This is a genomic window from Faecalicatena contorta (assembly GCF_001404335.1).
GTDB lineage: Bacteria > Bacillota > Clostridia > Lachnospirales > Lachnospiraceae > Faecalicatena > Faecalicatena contortus_B.
The window spans coordinates 1-19,563 of sequence record NZ_CYZU01000049.1; the positions used below are offsets into that span (position 1 = coordinate 1).

20 protein-coding genes are annotated in these 19,563 nt (G+C 45.7%); 15 read left to right on the forward strand and 5 right to left on the reverse strand.

All coding sequences use genetic code 11. From position 1 onward, the window contains the following. Positions 1-468 precede the first annotated feature (468 nt). The 3 genes from ARB69_RS19550 (at position 469) to ARB69_RS19555 (ending at position 2,092) form a co-directional block, all read left to right on the forward strand. The gene (locus tag ARB69_RS19550) at positions 469-1,239 is read left to right on the forward strand and encodes a nitroreductase family protein (RefSeq protein ID WP_055154769.1); all 771 of its coding nucleotides are present in this window, start codon (positions 469-471) and stop codon (positions 1,237-1,239) included. An 11-nt stretch (positions 1,240-1,250) separates the two neighbouring features. Continuing rightward, positions 1,251-1,403, forward strand: coding sequence for a hypothetical protein (locus tag ARB69_RS27260; protein ID WP_167702513.1), 153 nt, complete (start codon positions 1,251-1,253; stop codon positions 1,401-1,403). Between the two features lie 152 nt (positions 1,404-1,555). Further along, positions 1,556-2,092, forward strand: a complete 537-nt coding sequence (locus ARB69_RS19555) for a CD3072 family TudS-related putative desulfidase (RefSeq protein WP_050641117.1) — start codon at positions 1,556-1,558, stop codon at positions 2,090-2,092. A gap of 86 nt (positions 2,093-2,178) precedes the next feature. Here ARB69_RS19555 and ARB69_RS19560 read toward each other — a convergent pair whose 3' ends face one another. Beyond that, positions 2,179-2,361, reverse strand: a complete 183-nt coding sequence (locus ARB69_RS19560) for a DUF6774 domain-containing protein (RefSeq protein ID WP_050641116.1) — start codon at positions 2,359-2,361, stop codon at positions 2,179-2,181. 337 nt (positions 2,362-2,698) lie between these two features. Between ARB69_RS19560 and ARB69_RS19565 the strand changes: the two genes are divergently transcribed. The 4 genes from ARB69_RS19565 to ARB69_RS19580 all read left to right on the forward strand — a co-directional run bounded on the left by ARB69_RS19565 (position 2,699) and on the right by ARB69_RS19580 (position 5,854). Then, a complete protein-coding gene (locus ARB69_RS19565; protein ID WP_055154770.1) occupies positions 2,699-3,520 on the forward strand; it encodes a zinc finger domain-containing protein in 822 nt (273 codons plus the stop codon). A gap of 43 nt (positions 3,521-3,563) precedes the next feature. Further along, positions 3,564-4,307: a MerR family transcriptional regulator gene (locus tag ARB69_RS19570; protein ID WP_055154771.1), complete on the forward strand. Its 744-nt coding sequence runs from the start codon at positions 3,564-3,566 to the stop codon at positions 4,305-4,307. Positions 4,308-4,389: 82 nt separating this feature from the next. Beyond that, positions 4,390-5,124 (forward strand): ABC transporter ATP-binding protein, encoded by a 735-nt coding sequence (locus tag ARB69_RS19575; protein ID WP_055154772.1) that lies wholly within the window; start codon positions 4,390-4,392, stop codon positions 5,122-5,124. Continuing rightward, positions 5,111-5,854, forward strand: coding sequence for an ABC transporter permease (locus tag ARB69_RS19580; RefSeq protein WP_055154773.1), 744 nt, complete (start codon positions 5,111-5,113; stop codon positions 5,852-5,854). The genes ARB69_RS19575 and ARB69_RS19580 overlap by 14 nt, the downstream gene beginning before the upstream one ends. 162 nt (positions 5,855-6,016) lie before the next feature. On the opposite strand, the gene ARB69_RS19585 is transcribed toward ARB69_RS19580, so the two are convergent. Further along, entirely contained in the window at positions 6,017-6,592 is a 576-nt protein-coding gene (locus ARB69_RS19585; protein ID WP_050641111.1) for a MarR family winged helix-turn-helix transcriptional regulator, read from the reverse strand. A 706-nt stretch (positions 6,593-7,298) separates the two neighbouring features. Here ARB69_RS19585 and ARB69_RS19590 point away from each other — a divergent pair. After that, positions 7,299-9,527 (forward strand): HelD family protein, encoded by a 2,229-nt coding sequence (locus tag ARB69_RS19590; protein ID WP_055154774.1) that lies wholly within the window; start codon positions 7,299-7,301, stop codon positions 9,525-9,527. 88 nt (positions 9,528-9,615) lie between these two features. Here ARB69_RS19590 and ARB69_RS19595 read toward each other — a convergent pair whose 3' ends face one another. Further along, complete coding sequence (locus ARB69_RS19595; RefSeq protein WP_055154775.1) at positions 9,616-10,512, reverse strand: AraC family transcriptional regulator; 897 nt, start codon at positions 10,510-10,512, stop codon at positions 9,616-9,618. Between the two features lie 224 nt (positions 10,513-10,736). Between ARB69_RS19595 and ARB69_RS19600 the strand changes: the two genes are divergently transcribed. The 5 genes from ARB69_RS19600 to ARB69_RS19620 all read left to right on the forward strand — a co-directional run bounded on the left by ARB69_RS19600 (position 10,737) and on the right by ARB69_RS19620 (position 14,837). Further along, the gene (locus tag ARB69_RS19600; RefSeq protein WP_055154776.1) at positions 10,737-12,092 is read left to right on the forward strand and encodes an MATE family efflux transporter; all 1,356 of its coding nucleotides are present in this window, start codon (positions 10,737-10,739) and stop codon (positions 12,090-12,092) included. Between the two features lie 60 nt (positions 12,093-12,152). Further along, entirely contained in the window at positions 12,153-12,773 is a 621-nt protein-coding gene (locus tag ARB69_RS19605) for a sugar O-acetyltransferase (RefSeq protein WP_050641107.1), read from the forward strand. 215 nt (positions 12,774-12,988) lie between these two features. Next, positions 12,989-13,735, forward strand: coding sequence for an EFR1 family ferrodoxin (locus ARB69_RS19610; protein WP_055154777.1), 747 nt, complete (start codon positions 12,989-12,991; stop codon positions 13,733-13,735). Between the two features lie 93 nt (positions 13,736-13,828). After that, on the forward strand, positions 13,829-14,392 hold the full coding sequence (locus ARB69_RS19615) for a GNAT family N-acetyltransferase (protein WP_055154778.1): 564 nt from the start codon (positions 13,829-13,831) through the stop codon (positions 14,390-14,392). After that, on the forward strand, positions 14,376-14,837 hold the full coding sequence (locus tag ARB69_RS19620) for a GNAT family N-acetyltransferase (protein WP_050641104.1): 462 nt from the start codon (positions 14,376-14,378) through the stop codon (positions 14,835-14,837). The genes ARB69_RS19615 and ARB69_RS19620 overlap by 17 nt, the downstream gene beginning before the upstream one ends. 31 nt (positions 14,838-14,868) lie before the next feature. Here the strand turns inward: ARB69_RS19620 and ARB69_RS19625 are convergent, their stop codons facing one another. Beyond that, positions 14,869-15,555 (reverse strand): P-II family nitrogen regulator, encoded by a 687-nt coding sequence (locus ARB69_RS19625; RefSeq protein ID WP_050641103.1) that lies wholly within the window; start codon positions 15,553-15,555, stop codon positions 14,869-14,871. Between the two features lie 23 nt (positions 15,556-15,578). Continuing rightward, positions 15,579-17,108, reverse strand: a complete 1,530-nt coding sequence (locus tag ARB69_RS19630; RefSeq protein ID WP_334291951.1) for a DUF1538 domain-containing protein — start codon at positions 17,106-17,108, stop codon at positions 15,579-15,581. 427 nt (positions 17,109-17,535) lie between these two features. Between ARB69_RS19630 and ARB69_RS19635 the strand changes: the two genes are divergently transcribed. Together ARB69_RS19635 and ARB69_RS19640 are read left to right on the forward strand one after the other, a co-directional pair. Continuing rightward, positions 17,536-18,396 (forward strand): helix-turn-helix domain-containing protein, encoded by an 861-nt coding sequence (locus ARB69_RS19635; protein WP_055154779.1) that lies wholly within the window; start codon positions 17,536-17,538, stop codon positions 18,394-18,396. 77 nt (positions 18,397-18,473) lie between these two features. Then, complete coding sequence (locus ARB69_RS19640; RefSeq protein ID WP_055154780.1) at positions 18,474-19,430, forward strand: hypothetical protein; 957 nt, start codon at positions 18,474-18,476, stop codon at positions 19,428-19,430. Positions 19,431-19,563: the final 133 nt, after the last annotated feature.

Here is a 19,563-nt window from a genome sequence, read left to right on the forward strand (position 1 = left end):
AGTTGAAGAAGTTTTTTCCTCATCACCTCCTCTTTGAAAGTCGATTCAAATATGAAAAATCAAGCGGAAATGACACCCGCTCTATTTGTCATGCCCTAATCGACTGTGAATAGTAACACATATTATCCCTTCTTCTTAAATTTGTCCTTGACAGAGGGTACACTTCAAGCTTTGCCGCGAGGTGAAATTTTCCAGGGAAGACACGAAAGCGAAGGCGGCAGAGAAATTCAGCCTGGAGCCGGCAGAGGCTGAAAAGTATATGGAGAAGTTCTGGTAAAATTCTGACGATGATGGGGACGCAATAGGAAAGGGCCAGTATTGAAAGCGTGAAAAAGAGGGAACCAGTGGATAAGAGTAAGAAAAATATTTAGATATAGATTTAATGGTAAACGCTTTCTTTACCAATACTGCAATTTTATATATGTCTGCTATAATGGTTAATGAAAATTAACGAAAGAAGGTATTACTATGGCAGATCATATGATAAAAGTAAATTCCGAAAAATGTATTGGCTGCGGCATGTGTGTTAAAGACTGTGCTGCCAACAATATTGAGTTGAAGGGAAATAAAGCGGATATTTACACCAATGACTGTATTATGTGCGGGCACTGCGAAGCAGTATGTCCCAAAGAAGCAATCACAATCAGCGGATATGCTACAAAACCTGTGGAGAACAAGGGGACTCGGCTGAATCCGGAGGAAGTACTGGATGTTATTCGGTTTCGGCGGACTGTCCGGCAGTTTCAGCATAAAGAAATCCCGAAAGCAGTAATCGGGCAGATCCTGGAAGCAGGAAGACTAACCCATACGGCCAAGAATTTGCAGGATGTCTCATTTATTGTATTAGATAAAAAGAAAGAAAAAATCGAGCAGATGGCAGTTCAGTTATTCAGAAAAGTAAAGCCGCTGGCTGATTTGTTCAGCCCAATGGCAAGAAGAAATAAAATTGACGATCATTTTTTCTTTTTCCATGCACCTATTGTAATTGTGATTGCGGCAAAGGATAAGGGCAACGGAGTATTGGCGGCGCAGAACATGGAGTTTGTCGCAGAAGCAAACGGCTTAGGCGTGTTGTTCAGCGGCTTTTTTACAATTGCTGCAAACAGTTCACGCAGAATCCGGAAAACACTGGGGATCCCAAAAGGAAAAAAAGCAGCCGCCACGTTAGTGCTGGGATATCCGAAGGTGAAGTATCAGCGTTCAGCGCAGCGCAATAAGCTGGACGTAAAATTTATGTGAGGATATTATCTATGGACAGAGAATGTACAGAACGCCTGGAAAAGATTACAAAGGGATTTCAGGAATGCAGAGAGGCATTTACAGCAATTGGGGATGAAACACGGTGGAAGGCTATTGCTGATTTAACTGCGCTTGTATATGAAGGAGTTTCCCATATAGAGTAATAGATTAGTCAGGTCTGCGCATTTACTGTGCAGACCGTATGAAAACATGATGGCTGCAGGCGTCCAGCCTTTCGCCGCAGGCGAATTTCAATAGGCGGAGCCTGCCATTGAGGTTTTCTTTTGCTTACCATGGCTGCAGGAGGGAGAATACTATGTTTACGGATGTTAGAAGTCAAAAAGTGGTTTTGATAGCACATTGCCTGTTGAATCAGAATTCTATATCAGATGGTACTGCAGTGTACCCTGCTGCTTTCAAAGATATGATACAAATGTTTCTTGATGCAGATGTGGGAATCGTTCAGATGCCCTGTCCGGAGCTCTGCTGTCTGGGGCTGGACAGGGGAAACATACGGGGAGCAGACAGCCCCGTTGTAGTAGAAAACACCCGGATCCGGAGAGAGATGCAGAAGACAGATACGTATGAAAAGCTGACGTCCCTTGCAGATTACGTGATGCTGCAGCTTCTGGAATACCGAAAATATGGATTTCAGATTCTTGGAATCATCGGAGCGAACCGTTCTCCAAACTGCGGCGTAGAGACGACTTCCGACTGTGATCAGGAAACGGACGGAATGGGATTGTTCATGGAGATACTTAACAGACGGCTAGCAGCAGAGAATCTGAGCATTCCTATGCTGGGGATAAAAGGCTCTGACAATGTGACGGAAAAGGTAAGACTACTTTTATAAAAAGATTCGTTTTGAACCAATAAGGCAAATATAAGACTACTAACCAATGCACGAAGAGTTAGTAGTTTTTTCGTACAGAAAAATACCTATATATTAGAAACGGACTGGTCATCACATGGACAATTGGCTTCATTTACCAGGATTGTTGCCAGTGTATCCCCAAGCTGCGAAAAGATGGCGGCCAGCAGCTCGAGTTCCTCCGTGGAGCAGTTTTTTGAGAGAAAACATGCAATGGATGATATATAAGTAACGAGTTCACAGGAATTCATATTAGTCACCTCCATCTATATACTATGCACGGACGTCATAATAAGTGATATCCCAAAATCAGATTAAATGCGGCAGCCGCTGCATTACTGTTAAAAAACGCCATATATAAGTAGAGTAAGAATATCAATTATAATGGCGTTAACCTGCTCTATGTAGTATAATTTTCATATCACATCTTAAATAAATCTCCCGGAACGTCAGACAACGGATTTCGGGTCCCTCTGCACATTGAGGCGTTCTGGTAGATGAGAAACGACCTGTTTGATGAGTTGGAAGAGCTGGGGAGAGCGACTCTCTGACTCCGGTATCGCAAAACATGGAAAGGAGGAATGGCGTATGCTTGAGCTGCCGGAGGTACTAACGACAGCATCGCAGTTAAAAGATTCGACTGCAGGAAGAACTGTCAGCGAAGTTCTGCCGCCTACCAAAGTACACAGATTTTGCTGGTATAACGGGGAACCTGCTGCATATAATACGGTTTTAAAAGGAAAGAAAATTATATCGTCAGAGGGATTTGGGATTTTTGCCGAAATCATTTTTGAGGAGGGATACAGGCTTTGTTTTAACGACGGTGTGAATGTCCGCCTGATCCCCCTGGAAAAAGTTCCTAAAAATTATCAGCTCTTAATCGTGTTGGACGACGGCATGGCACTGGTATTTACAGTGGCTATGTATGGGGGCATGATTGTCCACAGGGGAGACTATGCTGACGAATACTATGAGAAAAGCAGAAATGCTGTTTCTCCTTTTTCTGATGAATTTAAGATTTACTTTTATGACAGGATAAAAAGGTGTAAGCCGGTGAGCAGTGTAAAAGCATTGCTTGCAACGGATCAGCATTTTCCGGGAATTGGGAATGGAGTTCTGCAAGATATTCTGTTCGAGGCGGGGATACATCCTAAGAGAAAGCTGCAGGCACTGGGCGAAGAGGAGAAGCAGAGACTGCTTTCCTGCATGGTCAGCGTGCTGACGGCGATGGCAGAACAGGGCGGCCGTGATACAGAGAAGGATCTGTTTGGTAATCCGGGAGGATACCGGACAAAAATGTCAAAGAACACGTGGAAGGAACCATGCCCGGTCTGCGGCGGGACCATCAACAAAGAAACCTATATGGGAGGATCGGTCTACTACTGCCCGGTATGCCAGCCACTGGACTGAAAAAACATCGGAAAAGACTATTATTAAAAAAAGAGGAAGGCAGATGACGAAATATAAAACAGCAGAAGTTGCAGCAATTATAGGCATCCATCCCAATACGGTGCGGCTGTACGAAGAACTGGAACTGATACCGAAGCCCAGGCGGCAGCCCAACGGGTACCGCATCTTTACTGATGTTCATATAGAGCAATTCAGGCTTGCCCGTCTTGCCTTTCAGATTGAGGTGCTGCAAAATGGCCTGCGGAAGAAAATCATCCAAATGGTAAAGGTATCGGCCGGTGGGGATTATGATACGGCCGCCGCACTTACCCAGGAATATTTAAAACAGGTGCGCCGGGAGAGGAAGAACGCAGAAGAGGCCGTAGAGATGGTCAAACAGATTCTATCGGGAAAGCCCGGTGAAAATAAGCACTTTTTAAAGCGGAAAGAAGTGTCCGGGTATCTGGACATTTCGATGCACACTCTGCGGAACTGGGAGATGAACGGCTTATTGAAGATCCGGCGCAGAGAAAATGGATATCGGGTTTATACGGACGAAGATATACGGCGGCTTAAAATAATCCGTTCCCTGCGGTGCGCAAACTACTCTTTGGAATCAATCCTGCATATGCTCAGCCTGTTATCAGAAAATCCGGATCTTGATATCGGAGGCGCTCTTAATACACCAAAGGAGGACACAGACATTATCGCAGTATGCGATAAGCTCATGACCTCTCTCTCAGAGGCAGAGCAGAATGCGCTGAAAATACTGGATATGCTGCAGAAAATGAAAAATAAATTTTCATAACCCTCCACTTTACCACCAATGTTTTGATTGGTGGTATTCTTTTGCAGTAAAAGCACTCTAAAAAAGAAATGGAGGTAATGACATGCAGGAAGTAATCAAAGTCAGGCAGCTTACAAAATCTTATCATAAGCTGCCTGCGGCAGACAACGTAAGCTTTTCCGTGAACAAGGGCATGGTATTCGGACTGCTCGGGGCCAACGGCGCAGGAAAGAGTACAACGATCGAATGTATCTTAGGCACGAAGAGAGCCGACAGGGGGGAAATCTCCGTTTTGGGAATGAATCCGCTGAAAGATCGGAAAAAGCTGTTTGAAAAAGTTGGCGTTCAGTTCCAGGAGACCAGCTGCCAGGAACAGATCACAGTGGCAGAGCTCTGTGAGGTGACTGCGTCTTTATACCACAATGCTGCGGATCCAGGGGAATTGCTCGAAAGATTTGGTATTTCGGACAAGAAAAAAAGTCTGGTAAAGGATTTATCAGGAGGACAAAGACAACGCCTGTTCATTGTGCTTGCGCTCATTCCGAATCCGGAGCTTGTATTTTTGGACGAACTGACAACCGGGCTGGATGCCAGGGCACGCCGGGAAGTTTGGAAAATTCTTTCCATATTAAAAGAAAAAGGCTTAACCATTCTATTGACGTCTCATTTTATGGATGAAGTGGAAGCGCTATGTGACCAGATCTGTATTTTAAAAAAGGGAAAAATCGTATTTTACGGAACCGTATCCGAAGCGGTTCAAACCAGTCAGTACGACAAGTTTGAGGACGCGTATCTTTGGTATTCAGACGAGGAGGGAGAGACAGATGAAGACGTTTAAGACAATGCTGAAAACAGAGTTGAAGTTATCATTACGGGGAATGGATATGTTCATATTTGCCATCTGTGTCCCTCTTGTTGTGTTGATCATTCTGGGCATTATTTACGGAAACAAGCCCGCCTTTGCCGGAGCAGAGTATTCCTTTTTGGAACAATCATTCGGCGCGCTGACGACAATCTCAATCTGCGCGGGGGGTGTGATGGGACTTCCGTTAGTTGTATCAGACTATCGCAGCAGGCATATCCTAAAGCGTTACAAAGTAACGCCCAGCAGCCCCGCGCTGATCCTGCTGGTACAGGTAGCTGTCTATACGATATACGCAGTGCTTTCGCTTTTGCTGTTGTTTTTTACAGCTAAATGTTTCTTTGGATATCAGTTCCGCGGCTCAATTCCCGGCTTTCTGGGCGGATATATTTTAGTTATAATTTCTATCTTCAGTATAGGCATGATGGTGGGAGGCATAGCCCCCAATACTAAAATGGCCGGAGTCATTGCAAGCATACTCTATTTTCCAATGTTAATATTTTCAGGAGCGACGCTTCCCTATGAGGTCATGCCTCCGGCACTGCAGAAAGCAGCCGAACTCTTACCCATGACACAGGGGATCAAACTGCTCAAAGCAGCATCTCTAGGCAATAAAAGCGAAACAGTCTTCCTTTCGGTAATTGTAATGATATTTATCGCTGCCGTCTGCATCGGAATCTCATTTAAATTCTTCAAATGGGAATAGAGGCTGTAGAAAATAAGTTGATTAACACAACCATGAAAAAGCCGCCCATACAGCGAATCACCAGTTGGGCGGCTTTTTCATGCGAAACAGAGTATCTGTCATTCTGCAGCTTTACTGCAGACCGGCCGGTCATAGCGTGAGTTACGGGATGCTCTTGGGTTTTCAATCTTCAGCAGGCGCCGTAAGCTTTTCAAGAAGAGCAAGCAAAGTCATCTTTTCGTCCTCACTCAAATTATGAAACAGGAACTGCATCTGTTCAGCCTGTTCATCCTGAACCTCAAAAGCCCTGGCTTTTCCCTTTTCCGTCAGAAAAATAAGCGTGGCCCTCTTATCACTCTCATCCACCCGTCTCTCCAGATATCCGTCTGATTCCAGCTTATAAATCAATTCAGACATAGAAGAAGGATTAATTCCCAGCTCTTCTGCAATCTGCTTCTGCCGTATGCCATCCTCATGTTCCAGAATAATCCTCAAAACACGTTCCCTGCCAAGCGGCCCCCTTCGATCCGGCGGTCCCTCATGCAAAGGCCCCCGTCCAAACCCCCTCATCTCAGAATGAGGAGGCTCAGGAGGTCCCGGAGGCCCCGGATGCCTGAAATGCTCCCCATGAAAACCAGGCCCGCCAAATCCCGGCCCTCTGCCATCATGCCCCCGATGCCCGCCCGGCCCTTCCGGCCGCATATTCCTAAAAAACAGCGTCATCTTCTCAAACAACAACTCATCAATCGTTTTTTCCATAACTAAACATCTCCTTACAACATTTATTCCGGTACCGTAATATTATAATAGCACACACACTTCCATGTGTCAATATATTTCGGCACCGAAATAAAAAACGCAAAATTCCGCCCATTTCCACCACAGAATGTAAACACATATTACAAACATACAACAAACACATCTTCAGCCAAAGGCCAAACATGCCCCCAATCCAATCCGCCTCTCCCAAGGAAACCCCTCCCAGTAATGAGACCATCTAAAAATCCGGATGAACCAAGCCTGTCTGAGATGGGGAGCGGGACGCCGGCAGGGCATAGAGGGGGCTTTCTGGGAGTATAGAGCGCACGGTCTAGAAGTACTTACGCAAGAGGAGCCGTCTATGAGGGATGGAAAGTGATTTACCAAAATCACTTTCCATTCCGGTCTAAGGCGAGAAAGCATCAGGCTTTCTCGCTGCATGCCGGATGTGCCCTCATAGGCGGCTCCTCTTGCGTTAGTACTTCTCCGTAAGCGGGTTACTCCCAGAAAGCCCCCTCTATGCCCTGCCGGCGTCCCGCTCCCCATCTCAGACAGGCGTCCCTTTAGCCGATTTTCAGCCTACATTACAATTTTCCCCCTATTTTTATAAGTTGATTTGTGGTAAACTTACCCCAATGGCATAGTTCGCAGGAATCCAGCAGGGGAAGAGTTTCCCTGCTGATTTTAGATGAAAGGTGATATTTGAATGGAATACGATCAGTCTGAACTGGAATTTGAGAAACATAGATTAGAGGATACAAAGGCACTGGCACTGAAACAGCTGGAACGTGCCCGTAAGCGCAATGAGGAAAACAAATCGGATATTATAAAAGCAAAGAAGGAAATGCGTGATAACACGTCTCACTCGATACCGGACCTCTGGTCCTCGGATGGGTTCGAGGCGCTTGCCGAACTAAGTCAGGATATGAATTTTGTGACGGATAAGATTGTGGCCTATGAAGAAATGGAACATAAAATATGTTTACTGGAGAAGCTCATAAAGTCACCTTATTTTGCCCGGATTGATTTTAAATTCGAGGGGGAAGACGATTTCGAGAAAATCTATATAGGACGCGCTTCTCTAAAAGAAGAAACATCGCATGAAATGTATATTTATGACTGGAGATCACCCATTGCCAGTGTTTTCTACCGCTTCCTGACCGGTAAGGTTTTTTATGATGCGCCTGCCGGCCGGATTGCAGGCGAGGTAAACCTGAAGCGGCAGTATGAGATTCGTGACGGGAAGCTGGAATATTTTTTTGATGCGGATGTACAGATCGTCGATGAATTTCTGCGGCAGCTGCTGTCCAGAAACACTTCCTCCAAGATGAAAGCAATCGTTGAGACAATACAGCGGGAGCAGGATCTGGTTATCCGGGATATGGAAAATGATTTGATGATGGTGCAGGGTGTCGCGGGAAGCGGCAAAACTTCGATTGCGCTTCACCGGGCCGCATATCTGATGTATCAGGGCCTTTCGGGAAGGCTGGCGGCAAATAATATCCTGATTATCTCGCCCAATTCCCTGTTTGAACAGTACATCTCAGAGGTACTGCCGGAGCTGGGGGAAAGTAATGTTGTCTCCATCGTATTCGAAGATATTCTTGCCTCCGTCCTGAAGACAAAACGCATCCAGTCCAAAAATAAATTTCTGGAGAATCTGATTACAAGCAGGGGATACCATAAGATAATAAAAAGCAGCATTGAGTTCAAAACTTCACTTCAATTCCTGGATATTTTAAACCAGTTTATCAAAGATCTGCCACATAAGTGGATTGAGTTTGAAGATGTGTACTATGAAGATAAGTGCATTGTGAGAAAAGAGGCTCTGCGCAATAAAGTACTGGGCAGAGAGGAAACTCCCCTGGGAATTAAGCTTAAGCAGCTCGAAGATATTATTTTGGACTTAATCCGCGATTCAAATAAGGGAAGAATCAGGAAAGCAGAAAAGATAATGATCAGGCAGGAGATTCAAAAATTTACGGAGCCTGATCTTTTCAGCCTCTATCAGAAACTGTTCCGCGATAAAGCATACTTCCGCAGTCTGTCGGGAGATTCACCGGCCGGCAGCAGCCTGGACGAGATACTGGATTATACTCAGGAAAATCTGGATACCGGCTATTTATATTACGATGATGCCATTGCCCTGGCATATTTACATCTGAAAATGAACGGAGCAGGCAGGTATTCGCAGAGAGGCCCCCAGAACGCATATTCTGCGGCAGGGGGAGCAGAGGGCGGCAGGATCAGGTATCAGGACATCAAACAAGTGGTAATTGATGAAGCACAGGACTATTATCCCCTTCAATATGAGACCTTTCACCTGCTGTTTTCCAACTCCAAATTTACAATTCTGGGAGATATTAACCAGACGCTGGAAAAACAGGAGAATCTGTCTCTATATGAACAGATAAGGAATATCCTGAACATGAGAAGATCCTCTCTGATAACCATGGATAAGAGTTTCCGATGCACGAATGAGATACTGAACTACAGCCTCAAATTTATTGAACACAGGCCGGAAATTAAGAGCTTTAACCGAAAAGGGGATGAGCCTGAGATTCATATGGCCGGCAGTCAGAAGGAGCTGGACGCTCTGATTGCCGATGAGGTCGGTTTCTGCCTTGAGAACGGATACCGGTCCATTGGGCTGCTCTGTAAGAGTGAGAAAAATGCCCGTGTCTTGTTTGAAAGTCTGAGGGACAGGATGGAGATTCAGCTGATACAGGAGGGGAGCATGCCGAAGCTTGTGGGTGGATTTGTCATGCCTGTCTATATGTCAAAAGGGCTGGAGTTTGATGCGGTTCTTATCTGCGATGCCAACCTGGAAAACTACAGCAGCAAAGAAGATAAAAATCTCTTATATATCGCATGTACAAGAGCCCTTCACCGTCTCGGGGTATTCGGCATCGGAGAGGCGAGCCCATTACTATAAAGTTCCGGATATGGAGATCAGCTTCAAGATAATAGAGTGGTTAAGAGAAGAATAAATATATAGCACGCTATGTAAAAAGCGCCCGGGCTTATTCTGCCCGGTTTCGCTTTCGGAATTCATTTGGCGTGCATCCATAGTTTTGCATAAAAATTTTCGAGTAATAGCTGAGGTGATTGAATCCACATGCCGTTGCGATCTGTGTGATCCTGAGTGCGGTGGTTTTCAGCAGGCTGCAGCTGACCTCGAGCCGGTAATGATTCAGGAAATCTATAGGGGACTGCTGCAGATAAAGTTTGAAGATGATACAGCATTTGCTGCGGCTGACGTTCCCCGCGGCGGCTATGTCGCCTAGTGTTAACTTTTCAGCGTAATTCTGATAAATGAACGATACCATGTCTTTTTGAATTGTAAGATCGGAGTCGGGACGCACCTCCGGTGCTTGGGAGGCCATCTGCGGGAGACTGAGAAGACGGCTCCACATGAGCAGCATAGAGCCGGCCACTTCCAGTTCATATCCAGGGAAAGCCTGTTCCTTCCGCCGCATGGTCTGGTCAAGGAGCGCGATCATTTCATGATGAAGTGCATCCTGCGGACGGAAGTGGAGATACTCCAGGCAGGAATTATCTAAAATAGGCGCAAAGTATTTCTGGTTCAGCAGTTGGTTTGCCGTAAGCAGACGCGGGTGAATCAGAATACATATAAATATACAATTCTGCTGGTTCTGAGAATACCCATAGTGCATCTGTTTTGCATTTACCATGAGGCAGTCATTTTCATTCAATAATATTTTTTTCCCATTGATGCTGTAATTCATCCTGCCTTTCAGAATTCGGATAAATTCGATATCCTCATGCCAGTGGCAGAGGGCGCGCTTATCCGGATAATGATCCAGATTGCCGGTCCTGATATATAAAGGGATACCTGCTGTATCATAGTGGACAATTTCAGAAGCATCATGCATAAGATCCAGAGTGACTTTAGCCATAAAACACCTCACAAATACGATTATTATAAAAAGTGAAGAAGATATTGATAGAAATCGGCGGGGTTCAATAATATTATTATAATATATCACAAAATAAAACTTGTGGAAGCTATTCTTATCATGTAACAGTTCAGGCAGGCCTGGACTATTACCTTATCATATCATACTAGTGCAGAGATGATAACGATCAACTTAACTATTCGCTGGATTTGTGGGGGGAGGCAATGAAAATAAAGAAGAATGAATTTTATAGAAAGCTGTTTGTCCTTGTTTTGCCGATTACCATGCAGAATCTGATGACAGCTCTGGTCAGCGCGTCAGACGCCCTGATGCTGGGTCTTTTAAACCAGAGCGCCCTGGCGGCGGTATCCCTGGCCGCCCAGGTACAATTTATACTGAACCTGTTTTATGCGGCCCTGACTATCGGGACAACTGTCCTGGCGGCGCAGTACTGGGGAAAAGGCGATACGGAATCAGTGGAAAAGATTCTGGCGGTTGTCCTGCGGATATCCGGTGTGATCTCATGCTTGTTCTTTCTGGGCGCGGTACTGATTCCCGGAGCGCTGATGCGCATTTTTACAGATAATGGAGAACTGATTCTGCTGGGAATTCCGTATCTTAAAATTGTCAGTCCTTCCTATCTGTTTACAGGAGTTTCCCAGATCTATCTGTGCATTATGAAAAATAGCGGCAGGACGGTGAGAAGTACAGTATACGGCTCCATTTCCGTTGTCCTGAATATCATATTAAATGCAGCACTGATATTTGGACTTTTAGGCTTCCCCAATATGGGAATCGCAGGGGCGGCCCTTGCAACAACGATTTCAAGGGCCGTGGAACTGCTGCTGGTTCTTCTGGAAAACAGAAAGATAGATGCGGTGCGCATCCGATGGAAATATATGACGATGGATCATGGAAGGCTGAAAAAAGATTTTTACCGCTATACGGTACCCGTGCTGGCAAATGAACTGGTATGGGGCTGTGGATTTGCCATGTTTTCCGTGATTATGGGACGCCTGGGAAGCGATGCGGTTGCGGCGAATTCCATTGCCAATATCGTGAAAAATATCATCGCATGTATGTGCCTTGGAATTGGAACCGGCAGTGGAATTCTGGTTGGAAATGAACTCGGCAGAGGAGAACTGGAACGGGCAAAGGAATATGGCGGCAGGCTCTGCAGGCTGTCGCTGACCGCGGGGGCGGCGTCAGGGATACTGCTTCTTGCATGCAGTCCGCTGGTCATTCGTTTCGCGGCCGGCCTCAGTGGGCAGGCACAGGAATACTTGAAAGCCATGCTGCTCATATGTGCCTATTACATGATAGGAAAGTCCTTGAATTCTACTACAATAGCCGGAATCTTTTGTGCCGGGGGTGATACCAGGTTTGGCCTTTTCTGTGATCTTGTAACAATGTGGGTGATTATTGTTCCCATTGGGATACTGGCGGCATTTGTATGGAAGCTTCCGGTTCTTGCAGTTTATTTCCTGCTGAATCTGGACGAATTCGTGAAGCTTCCCGCAGTATACCGGCATTATAAAAAATATGAATGGTTGAAAAATCTGACAACTGATACAATATAAACAATCAACAAAAGTGGAAGAAACAATAAGAATAGAGAAAAAGATCAGGAGGAAATGAATATGGATAACAGAAAACGAAGGGATCTGGGAATGGCATATATTTCGGATGATGCCGTAATGGAGGAACAGAAAAGATGCAGACGGCTGATGCAGAAGCTGAACGCTGTGGACCGCTCCGACTATGAGGAGATCAAAAAGATCATAAAAGAAATGCTGGGTAAATCGGAAGATGCTTTTATTAATCCACCGTTTTATTGTGATTATGGTTTTAACATTGAGACAGGAAAGAACTTCTTTGCTAATTATAACTGTACGATCATAGACGTGGCAAAAGTAACAATCGGTGACAATTGCCAGCTGGCCCCGAATGTCGCCATCTATACGGCCGGCCATCCGGTGCATCCGGTATCGAGAAACTCGAAATATGAATATGGCATAGAGGTTACCATAGGTGATAACGTGTGGATCGGCGGAAATACAGTGATTCTTCCTGGGGTACATATCGGGAGCAATACGGTCATCGGCGCGGGGAGCGTGGTGACAAAGGACATCCCGGAATGGGTAATTGCAGGGGGAAATCCATGTAAGGTGATCCGGAAGATTACGGAGGAAGACAAAAAGTATTATTACAAAGACAGGGAATTTGATACGGAGGCCTGGGAAGTGGTGCAGAACCTCTGAACTGGGAGAAAATGGTGATCATGAATGATAAATTTATGATATAATGTACGCAGAGTGTACCATTATATCATTGCGCATCAGGCAGTTTCTGCGGAACCGCAGAAAGCTGCTGTGCATCCGCCGGAGACATCGTGACCGCTCGCGGTCATGATATAATGTACGCAAAGTGGTTATGATATAAAAGAAAAAATTACATCAGTGCAGGAGGCGCGTCTATGATTTTTTATTTTTCCGGTACGGGAAACAGCGAATATGCAGCAAAACGAATAGCGGAGGTTCTGGGAGAACCGGCTGTGTTCTTGAATGACAAGATTAAGGAGAAAGAAGGGGCCGCAGTAAAACAGGAAGAAAGACTTGTTTTTGTCTTACCAACCTATGGATGGCGGATACCGAGACTGGTGGAGGCATGGATTCAACGGGCCAGATTTAAGGGACCGCACAAGGTATATTTTGTCATGACCTGCGGCGGCGGAGTCGGGAATGCAGAGAAGTATCTGAAGAGACTTTGTGAGCAAAAGAATTTCATATATATGGGGTGTGCAGAGATTGTAATGCCTGAGAACTATATTGCCATGTATCCGGCGCCGGAGGAAATGGAAGCGAAAATGATTGTGAAAAAGGCCCTGCCGGAGATTCAGAAGGCAGCAGAGTATATTCGTGATGGAAAGAAACTTCCTGAAATGAGGACTACGACGAGAGATAAAATTAAGAGCAGTATTGTCAATGATCTTTATTACCCTTTATGTGTTCATGCAGATAAGTTTTATGCTAAGGATACTTGTGTCGGATGTGGAAAATGTGAGAAAGCCTGTCCGCTCAATAATATAAAGCTTGTGGATAACCGTCCGGTCTGGGGGAAGCGCTGTACACACTGTATGGCCTGTATCTGCGGCTGCCCGGTTAATGCAATCGAATATGGGAAAAAGAGCGTGGGACAGCCGCGCTATCAGTGCCCGCTTTAATGTACTGCTGTTAGGCATCCAGTTTGGGTGCCTTTTCTTTCGCGCCTGACTATATGGCATCGAATTATAAAGTGAAAAGAGGGTGAGAGAACTATGATATTAGAAACAAAGCGATTATATTTACGCAAAATGAATCAGGGTGATTACGATGCACTCTGCAGAATTCTGCAAGATGCAGAGGTAATGTATGCATATGAACATGCATTTTCAGACAAAGAGGTGCAGGATTGGCTGGAACGGCAGATCCGGAGATATGAAACATATGGCTTTGGCCTTTGGGCGGTTATATTAAAAGCAAATGAAGAAATGATCGGCCAGTGTGGGCTGACAATACAGGACGCAGGCGGCCGGGAAGTTCTGGAGGCCGGTTACCTTTTCCAGAAGGCATACTGGCATAAAGGATATGCCACAGAGGCTGCCATTGCATGCAGGGATTATGCGTTTGAAGAATTACATATAGAGGAAGTGTATTCCATCATCCGTGACAACAACATTCCTTCACAGAATGTGGCAATACGAAATGGCATGGCTGTCCGCGGCAGGTTTACAAAACATTATTACGGAATAGATATGCCCCACCTGGTATATTCAGTAAAACGGGAGGACCAGTCAATAAAAGTAGTAGGAGGTGAGTACCATCATGAATCTTCATTTTGAACCTATAACCAGTGAGAATCGGGCAACAGCACTGAATTTAAAAATTGCCGGCAGCCAGCATGGTTTTATCGAGTCTGTAGAGCAGTGCCTCTCTGAGGCAGACCGATGTAAGCGCTGGCATCCGGTAGGTATCTATGACGGTGATACAATGGTTGGCTTCGCCATGTATGGATTCTTCCTATGGCAGTACCTTCCCTTTGGCAGGCTGTGGATGGACCGTCTGCTGATTGATGAAAAATATCAGGGGAAGGGGTACGGAACCGCCGCTTTATCCGGGCTACTTAAATTGCTGATCCAAAATTACCGCAGCAGAAAAATTTATCTGAGTGTGATTGAAGGGAATGAGGCGGCGGTCCACCTGTATGAAAAGTTCGGTTTTTCTTTTAACGGAAAACAGGATCTGCATGGAGAGCATATCATGGTATATCAGGTGAAGCCTGAATAGGAGGATGCAGTATGTGATATAGGCCGTCCTGCTAATCGTCCTCCTGCTCCATGAGCCGCAGTCCCGCAGTCTCTGTAACAGGCAGGGAAAACACAATCGCTTTTGCCTTGCTTCCCAGTCCGGCCTGATCCATGACAGCCCTCATAATGCTGCTTTTATCTTCGCTTTTAGCCACAATGAAGATCATTTCCTTTTCAGAAGCCAATGAAACCCCCAGGAAATGCTCGTATTTTTTCATCCCCGTTCCTTTTGCGTGAATGACTGTGCCGCCGCCCGCTTTTGCCCCTCTGGCGGCATCCATAATCAGTTCTGTGTATCCCTGGTTGGCTATCACAACGAGAAGCTCATGTTTCGTGTCCTTCAACGTACTTTCCTCCTCTTTCTCAAAATCACGTCCTTCGGTTATAAACTGCAGCTGTTTTTTTCCGCCGACGCTGCTTACCGGTACGATAAAGACGATTCCGGTGCCCGGAATATCAATTTTAATTTGTTTTTCCAGGCCGCTCTTTATTGCCTTCCACTCTTTGGTTGTAACCATGGCAAAAAGAACGGCCTTTTCTGATGCCTCGAAGCCGAAGGAATGCAGTACATCATCTTCAGCAGTTCCCCGCCCCATGGAGACTAATATGATATTAACGCTATATTCTTTATAAAATGCCAGAAACCTTCGGATCTGGTTCCGGTCACTGATCGTAACCATCAGATTTAATTCACTCATAAAATCCTCGATTCTTATTTGAACTATAAGTCTATAATTGCATCATCATCCAGCATCTCAAAATCACTTGCCGGCTGTGCAGGTATGGTATCCTGCCCGTTTCTGCTGTTTACAAGTTTTGCATAAAGCCCCATGACCTGAATCGTAATGAGCGGTGTCATGGCAACCATTGCTACTAATCCAAATGCATCCGTTACGATATTTCCGCCCAGGGCCACGCAGGCTCCCTGTGCCAGCGGCAGCAGGAAGGCGGCCGTCATGGGGCCGGAAGCCACGCCGCCGGAGTCAAAAGCGATGGCAGTATAGATCTTGGGCACAAAGAACGAGATACCCAGCGCAAGAGCATAACCAGGAATTAAAAACCAGAGAATAGAAATCCCTGTCATCACCCGGATCATTGCGATGCCAAGTGAGATCGCCACGCCCACGGAAAGCCCGATTCCCATAGCCTTTGCCGAAATAGCGCCGTCTGTAATCTCCTCTACCTGCTTATTCAGCACATATACGGCAGGCTCGGCTTTTACAATGTAATATCCCATCACCATTGCAATCGGAATCAGCGTCCAGTGATGTTCCAGGCCCGCGAGTACCTGGCCCAGATAATTTCCGGCGGGCATAAATCCCACATTAACCCCTGTCAAAAACAGAACCAGACCGATATATGTATAGATAAGGCCCACAAATATTTTCATAAGTGTACGTTTTGACAGCTTTAAAACTAAAAGCTGAAAAGCAAGGAAAAACAGCACAATAGGCAGCAGAGAAAGAGCAATTTCTTTCATGTAAGTCGGAAACTCAACAGCGAACAGATGCCATAGCTCTGTTGAATTTTCAATGTCCGGAATGACAGGGGGCACATATGCGCTTTCCTTGGGATTGTAGATCATTCCCAGAATCATAACCGCCAGTATCGGGCCAATCGAGCAGAGCGCAACAAGGCCGAAACTGTCATCCGCTGCATGCCGGTCACTTCGGATTGAGGAAATACCAATACCTAAAGCCATGATAAATGGAACTGTCATAGGACCCGTTGTCACGCCACCGGAGTCAAAGGCTACCCCCAGAAAATCTTCAGGCACGAAAAATGCCAGTACAAAGATAATAAAATAGAAAATCAGAAGCAAAGGCGGCAGCGGTATTCCAAACAGCATACGCAAAAATGAAACGACCAGAAAAACACCCACACCACACGCTACAGATAAAATCAATACCATATTTGGAACGGACGGAACCTGTTGTGCAAGAACCTGCAGATCCGGCTCCGATATTGTGATAATAGCCCCAAGTAAAAAAGAAATTCCGACTACGAGCAACAGCTTTTTACTTTTGGTCAGACAGGTGCCGACCCGCTCGCCCATCGGCGTCATTGCAACCTCTGCACCGAGCGTAAAAAACATCATGCCCAGCAAAAGCAGTACGGCTCCGATCAAAAAGCAAAGTAAGATACTTGGGGAAATCGGCGCTACTCCAAAGCATAAAAAGAGTACGATACCGATAATCGGCAGAACAGCGCTTACCGCCTCCCGCCATTTCTCATTTAATTTTTTTGTAATACTCAAACTTTCACCATGACTCCTTTCTAGAACGTGTCTGAAAAAAATGTACAGTTACCGAGAATTGCTTTCATTATAAGTATTAGTATAACATAAATTCTTTGGCACCGAAATATTTTTTTGTGAAAAGTTCATAAAAAATGTATCGGTTCAGACCGTGCCGTGTATAGTAACATATCTTGTAACAGTTCAGACAGGTCTGCGCATTTACTGCGCAGACCGTACGAAAACATGGTGGTTGCAGGCATCCAGCTCTTCGCCGCAGGCGAATTTCAATGTGCTGGATGCGTAACAGTTCAGACTTGTCTGAACTGTTAACATATCTTGTAATACATGGGAATCAGCAGGAGGAGGCAGCTTGTATAACATTTTAGGGTATGTTAAAGTTAAGTGGCATATAAAACGAGACATGGAGAGGAGATCATGTATGCTGACATTTAACAATATATACCGTCCGCTGACCGCCCGTCCTTTTTTAGCGGACAATACTTACAGAGAGTACAGTCCATGCGTTTCCCTGGCACCTTATGTGGCATGTTACTGGACGGAGGGGGATTATATACCTATGGACCGCAGACAGAATGGCAGTCACAATTATGAAGGAAACAGCAGGGAGGTGCTGGTGATACCGGATACCTGTATGGATATTATTGTGAATGTAAACCATACCAGCCAGAAGATTACCGGTTATTTGTGCGGGATACAGGACAAGCCGTTTCTGACACAGTCACGGGAAGATTCGGATATAGTCAGCAGTTTTGCCATCCGCTTTCACTTTTGGGCCGCCAGTTTTTTCTTTTCTATGAATCTGAAAGATGCGTGTAATCAGACGACGGAGCTGGAGGCTCTTGGAGAAGGCTGGGGCCGGCTCTTTGACCCGTTCTTTTATCTGACGGAGGTGGAAGAGCGGATAGCACATGTGGAGGCATTTTTGCTGCAGAAGCTGGATAAGACAGAGGAAAATCCAGATCTGCTCAATTCGATACAACGGATACTGTCTGCATCGGGCGCGGTGGCTGTCCGGGATATCTGTGAGTACAGCACGGTCAGCCAGAGACAGATCGAGCGCCTGTTTCTGCAGAAGATAGGCATGCCTCCGAAAAAGATTGCCAGCCTGGTGCGTTACCAGAATGTATGGCGGGAGATCGTGATGTCGGAGTCATTTAACGCGCAGAACGCAGTATACCGCTACGGATACACGGACCAGGCGCATCTATTGAAGGAATTCAGGCGTTTTCACGGTACCAACCCGGAGGGGGCTAAGAAAATTGCCATAAAAAACCAATGACCATGTCGTTTTTTTACAATACGGACAAGCCTGATTCTGATAACATTTCTGTAAAAGACTGATGGAGGAATAAGATAATGAAGACGCTTACACAAAAAGAATATCAGGAAATACGTACATGGTTTCATAGAAATGCAAGACCACTGGAGATGGCCCTGTGGAATTATTTTCATGAAGATGGGACGCGGGAGGCGGTTGCAGAGGAGCTGGCATTTTATCAGAATGAGGACGGCGGATTTGGAAATGCGGTAGAACCGGACGGCTGGAACCCGGAGTCTTCTCCCTACGCTACAATGACGGCAGCCATTACGCTTAGAAAAATAGAGTTTATGGAGCATGCAGGCACAGATCACCCTATGGTTCAGGGGATCTTACGCTATCTGGACAGCGGGGTATACAGCGATGAAGAAGGATGGTTTTTCTCAATCCCATCCAGTGACAATTACCCTCATGCGCCATGGTGGACATTCAGTGAAAAAGAAAACAAACTGCAGAGTCTGGGAATTACTGCAGGCCTGTGCTCTTTCATTCTGCATTATGCAGAACCGGAGACATCTGTATATAAAAAGGCACTGAAGTATACAGAACAGCTTCTTAAAAAAGCGGAATCCACGGAAGATTTCGGTGAAATGGGGGCCGGCGGCATGTGCGTGCTTCTGGCAGAAGTGTTGCAAAAAGGCCTGTTCCCGGACATGGAATGCGGGAAACTTCTGGAGAAAATGGGAGAGGCCTCGAATAGAAGAATCGAGAGAAACCCGGAAAAGTGGGCAATGTATACACCAAGGCCTTCGGAGTTTATCGAGTCACCAAACAGTCCAATGTATAAAGGAAACGAGGAAATTGTGGAGAAAGAGCTGGATTACCTGATAGATACGCGTAATCCAGGCGGAGTATGGGATATCACATGGAGCTGGTTTGATCTGGGAGAGAAATACGCAAAAGAATTCGCAATCAGCGCAAATTGGTGGATGGGGGTGAAGGCCATCGATAAGGTGGGATTTCTTAAAAGCTTTGGGAGAGTGGACGCTTTATAGAAGCCCATAACGGAAGACACCCCCCGGAACATGATATAGGGGTCTGGAAAAGCGGGGGTACGTTTGTAAGCCGGAGTAGAGTAAAAAAGCAGAAAAACCGGGGCGACCTGGACACATCACGTGAAGCCTGGAT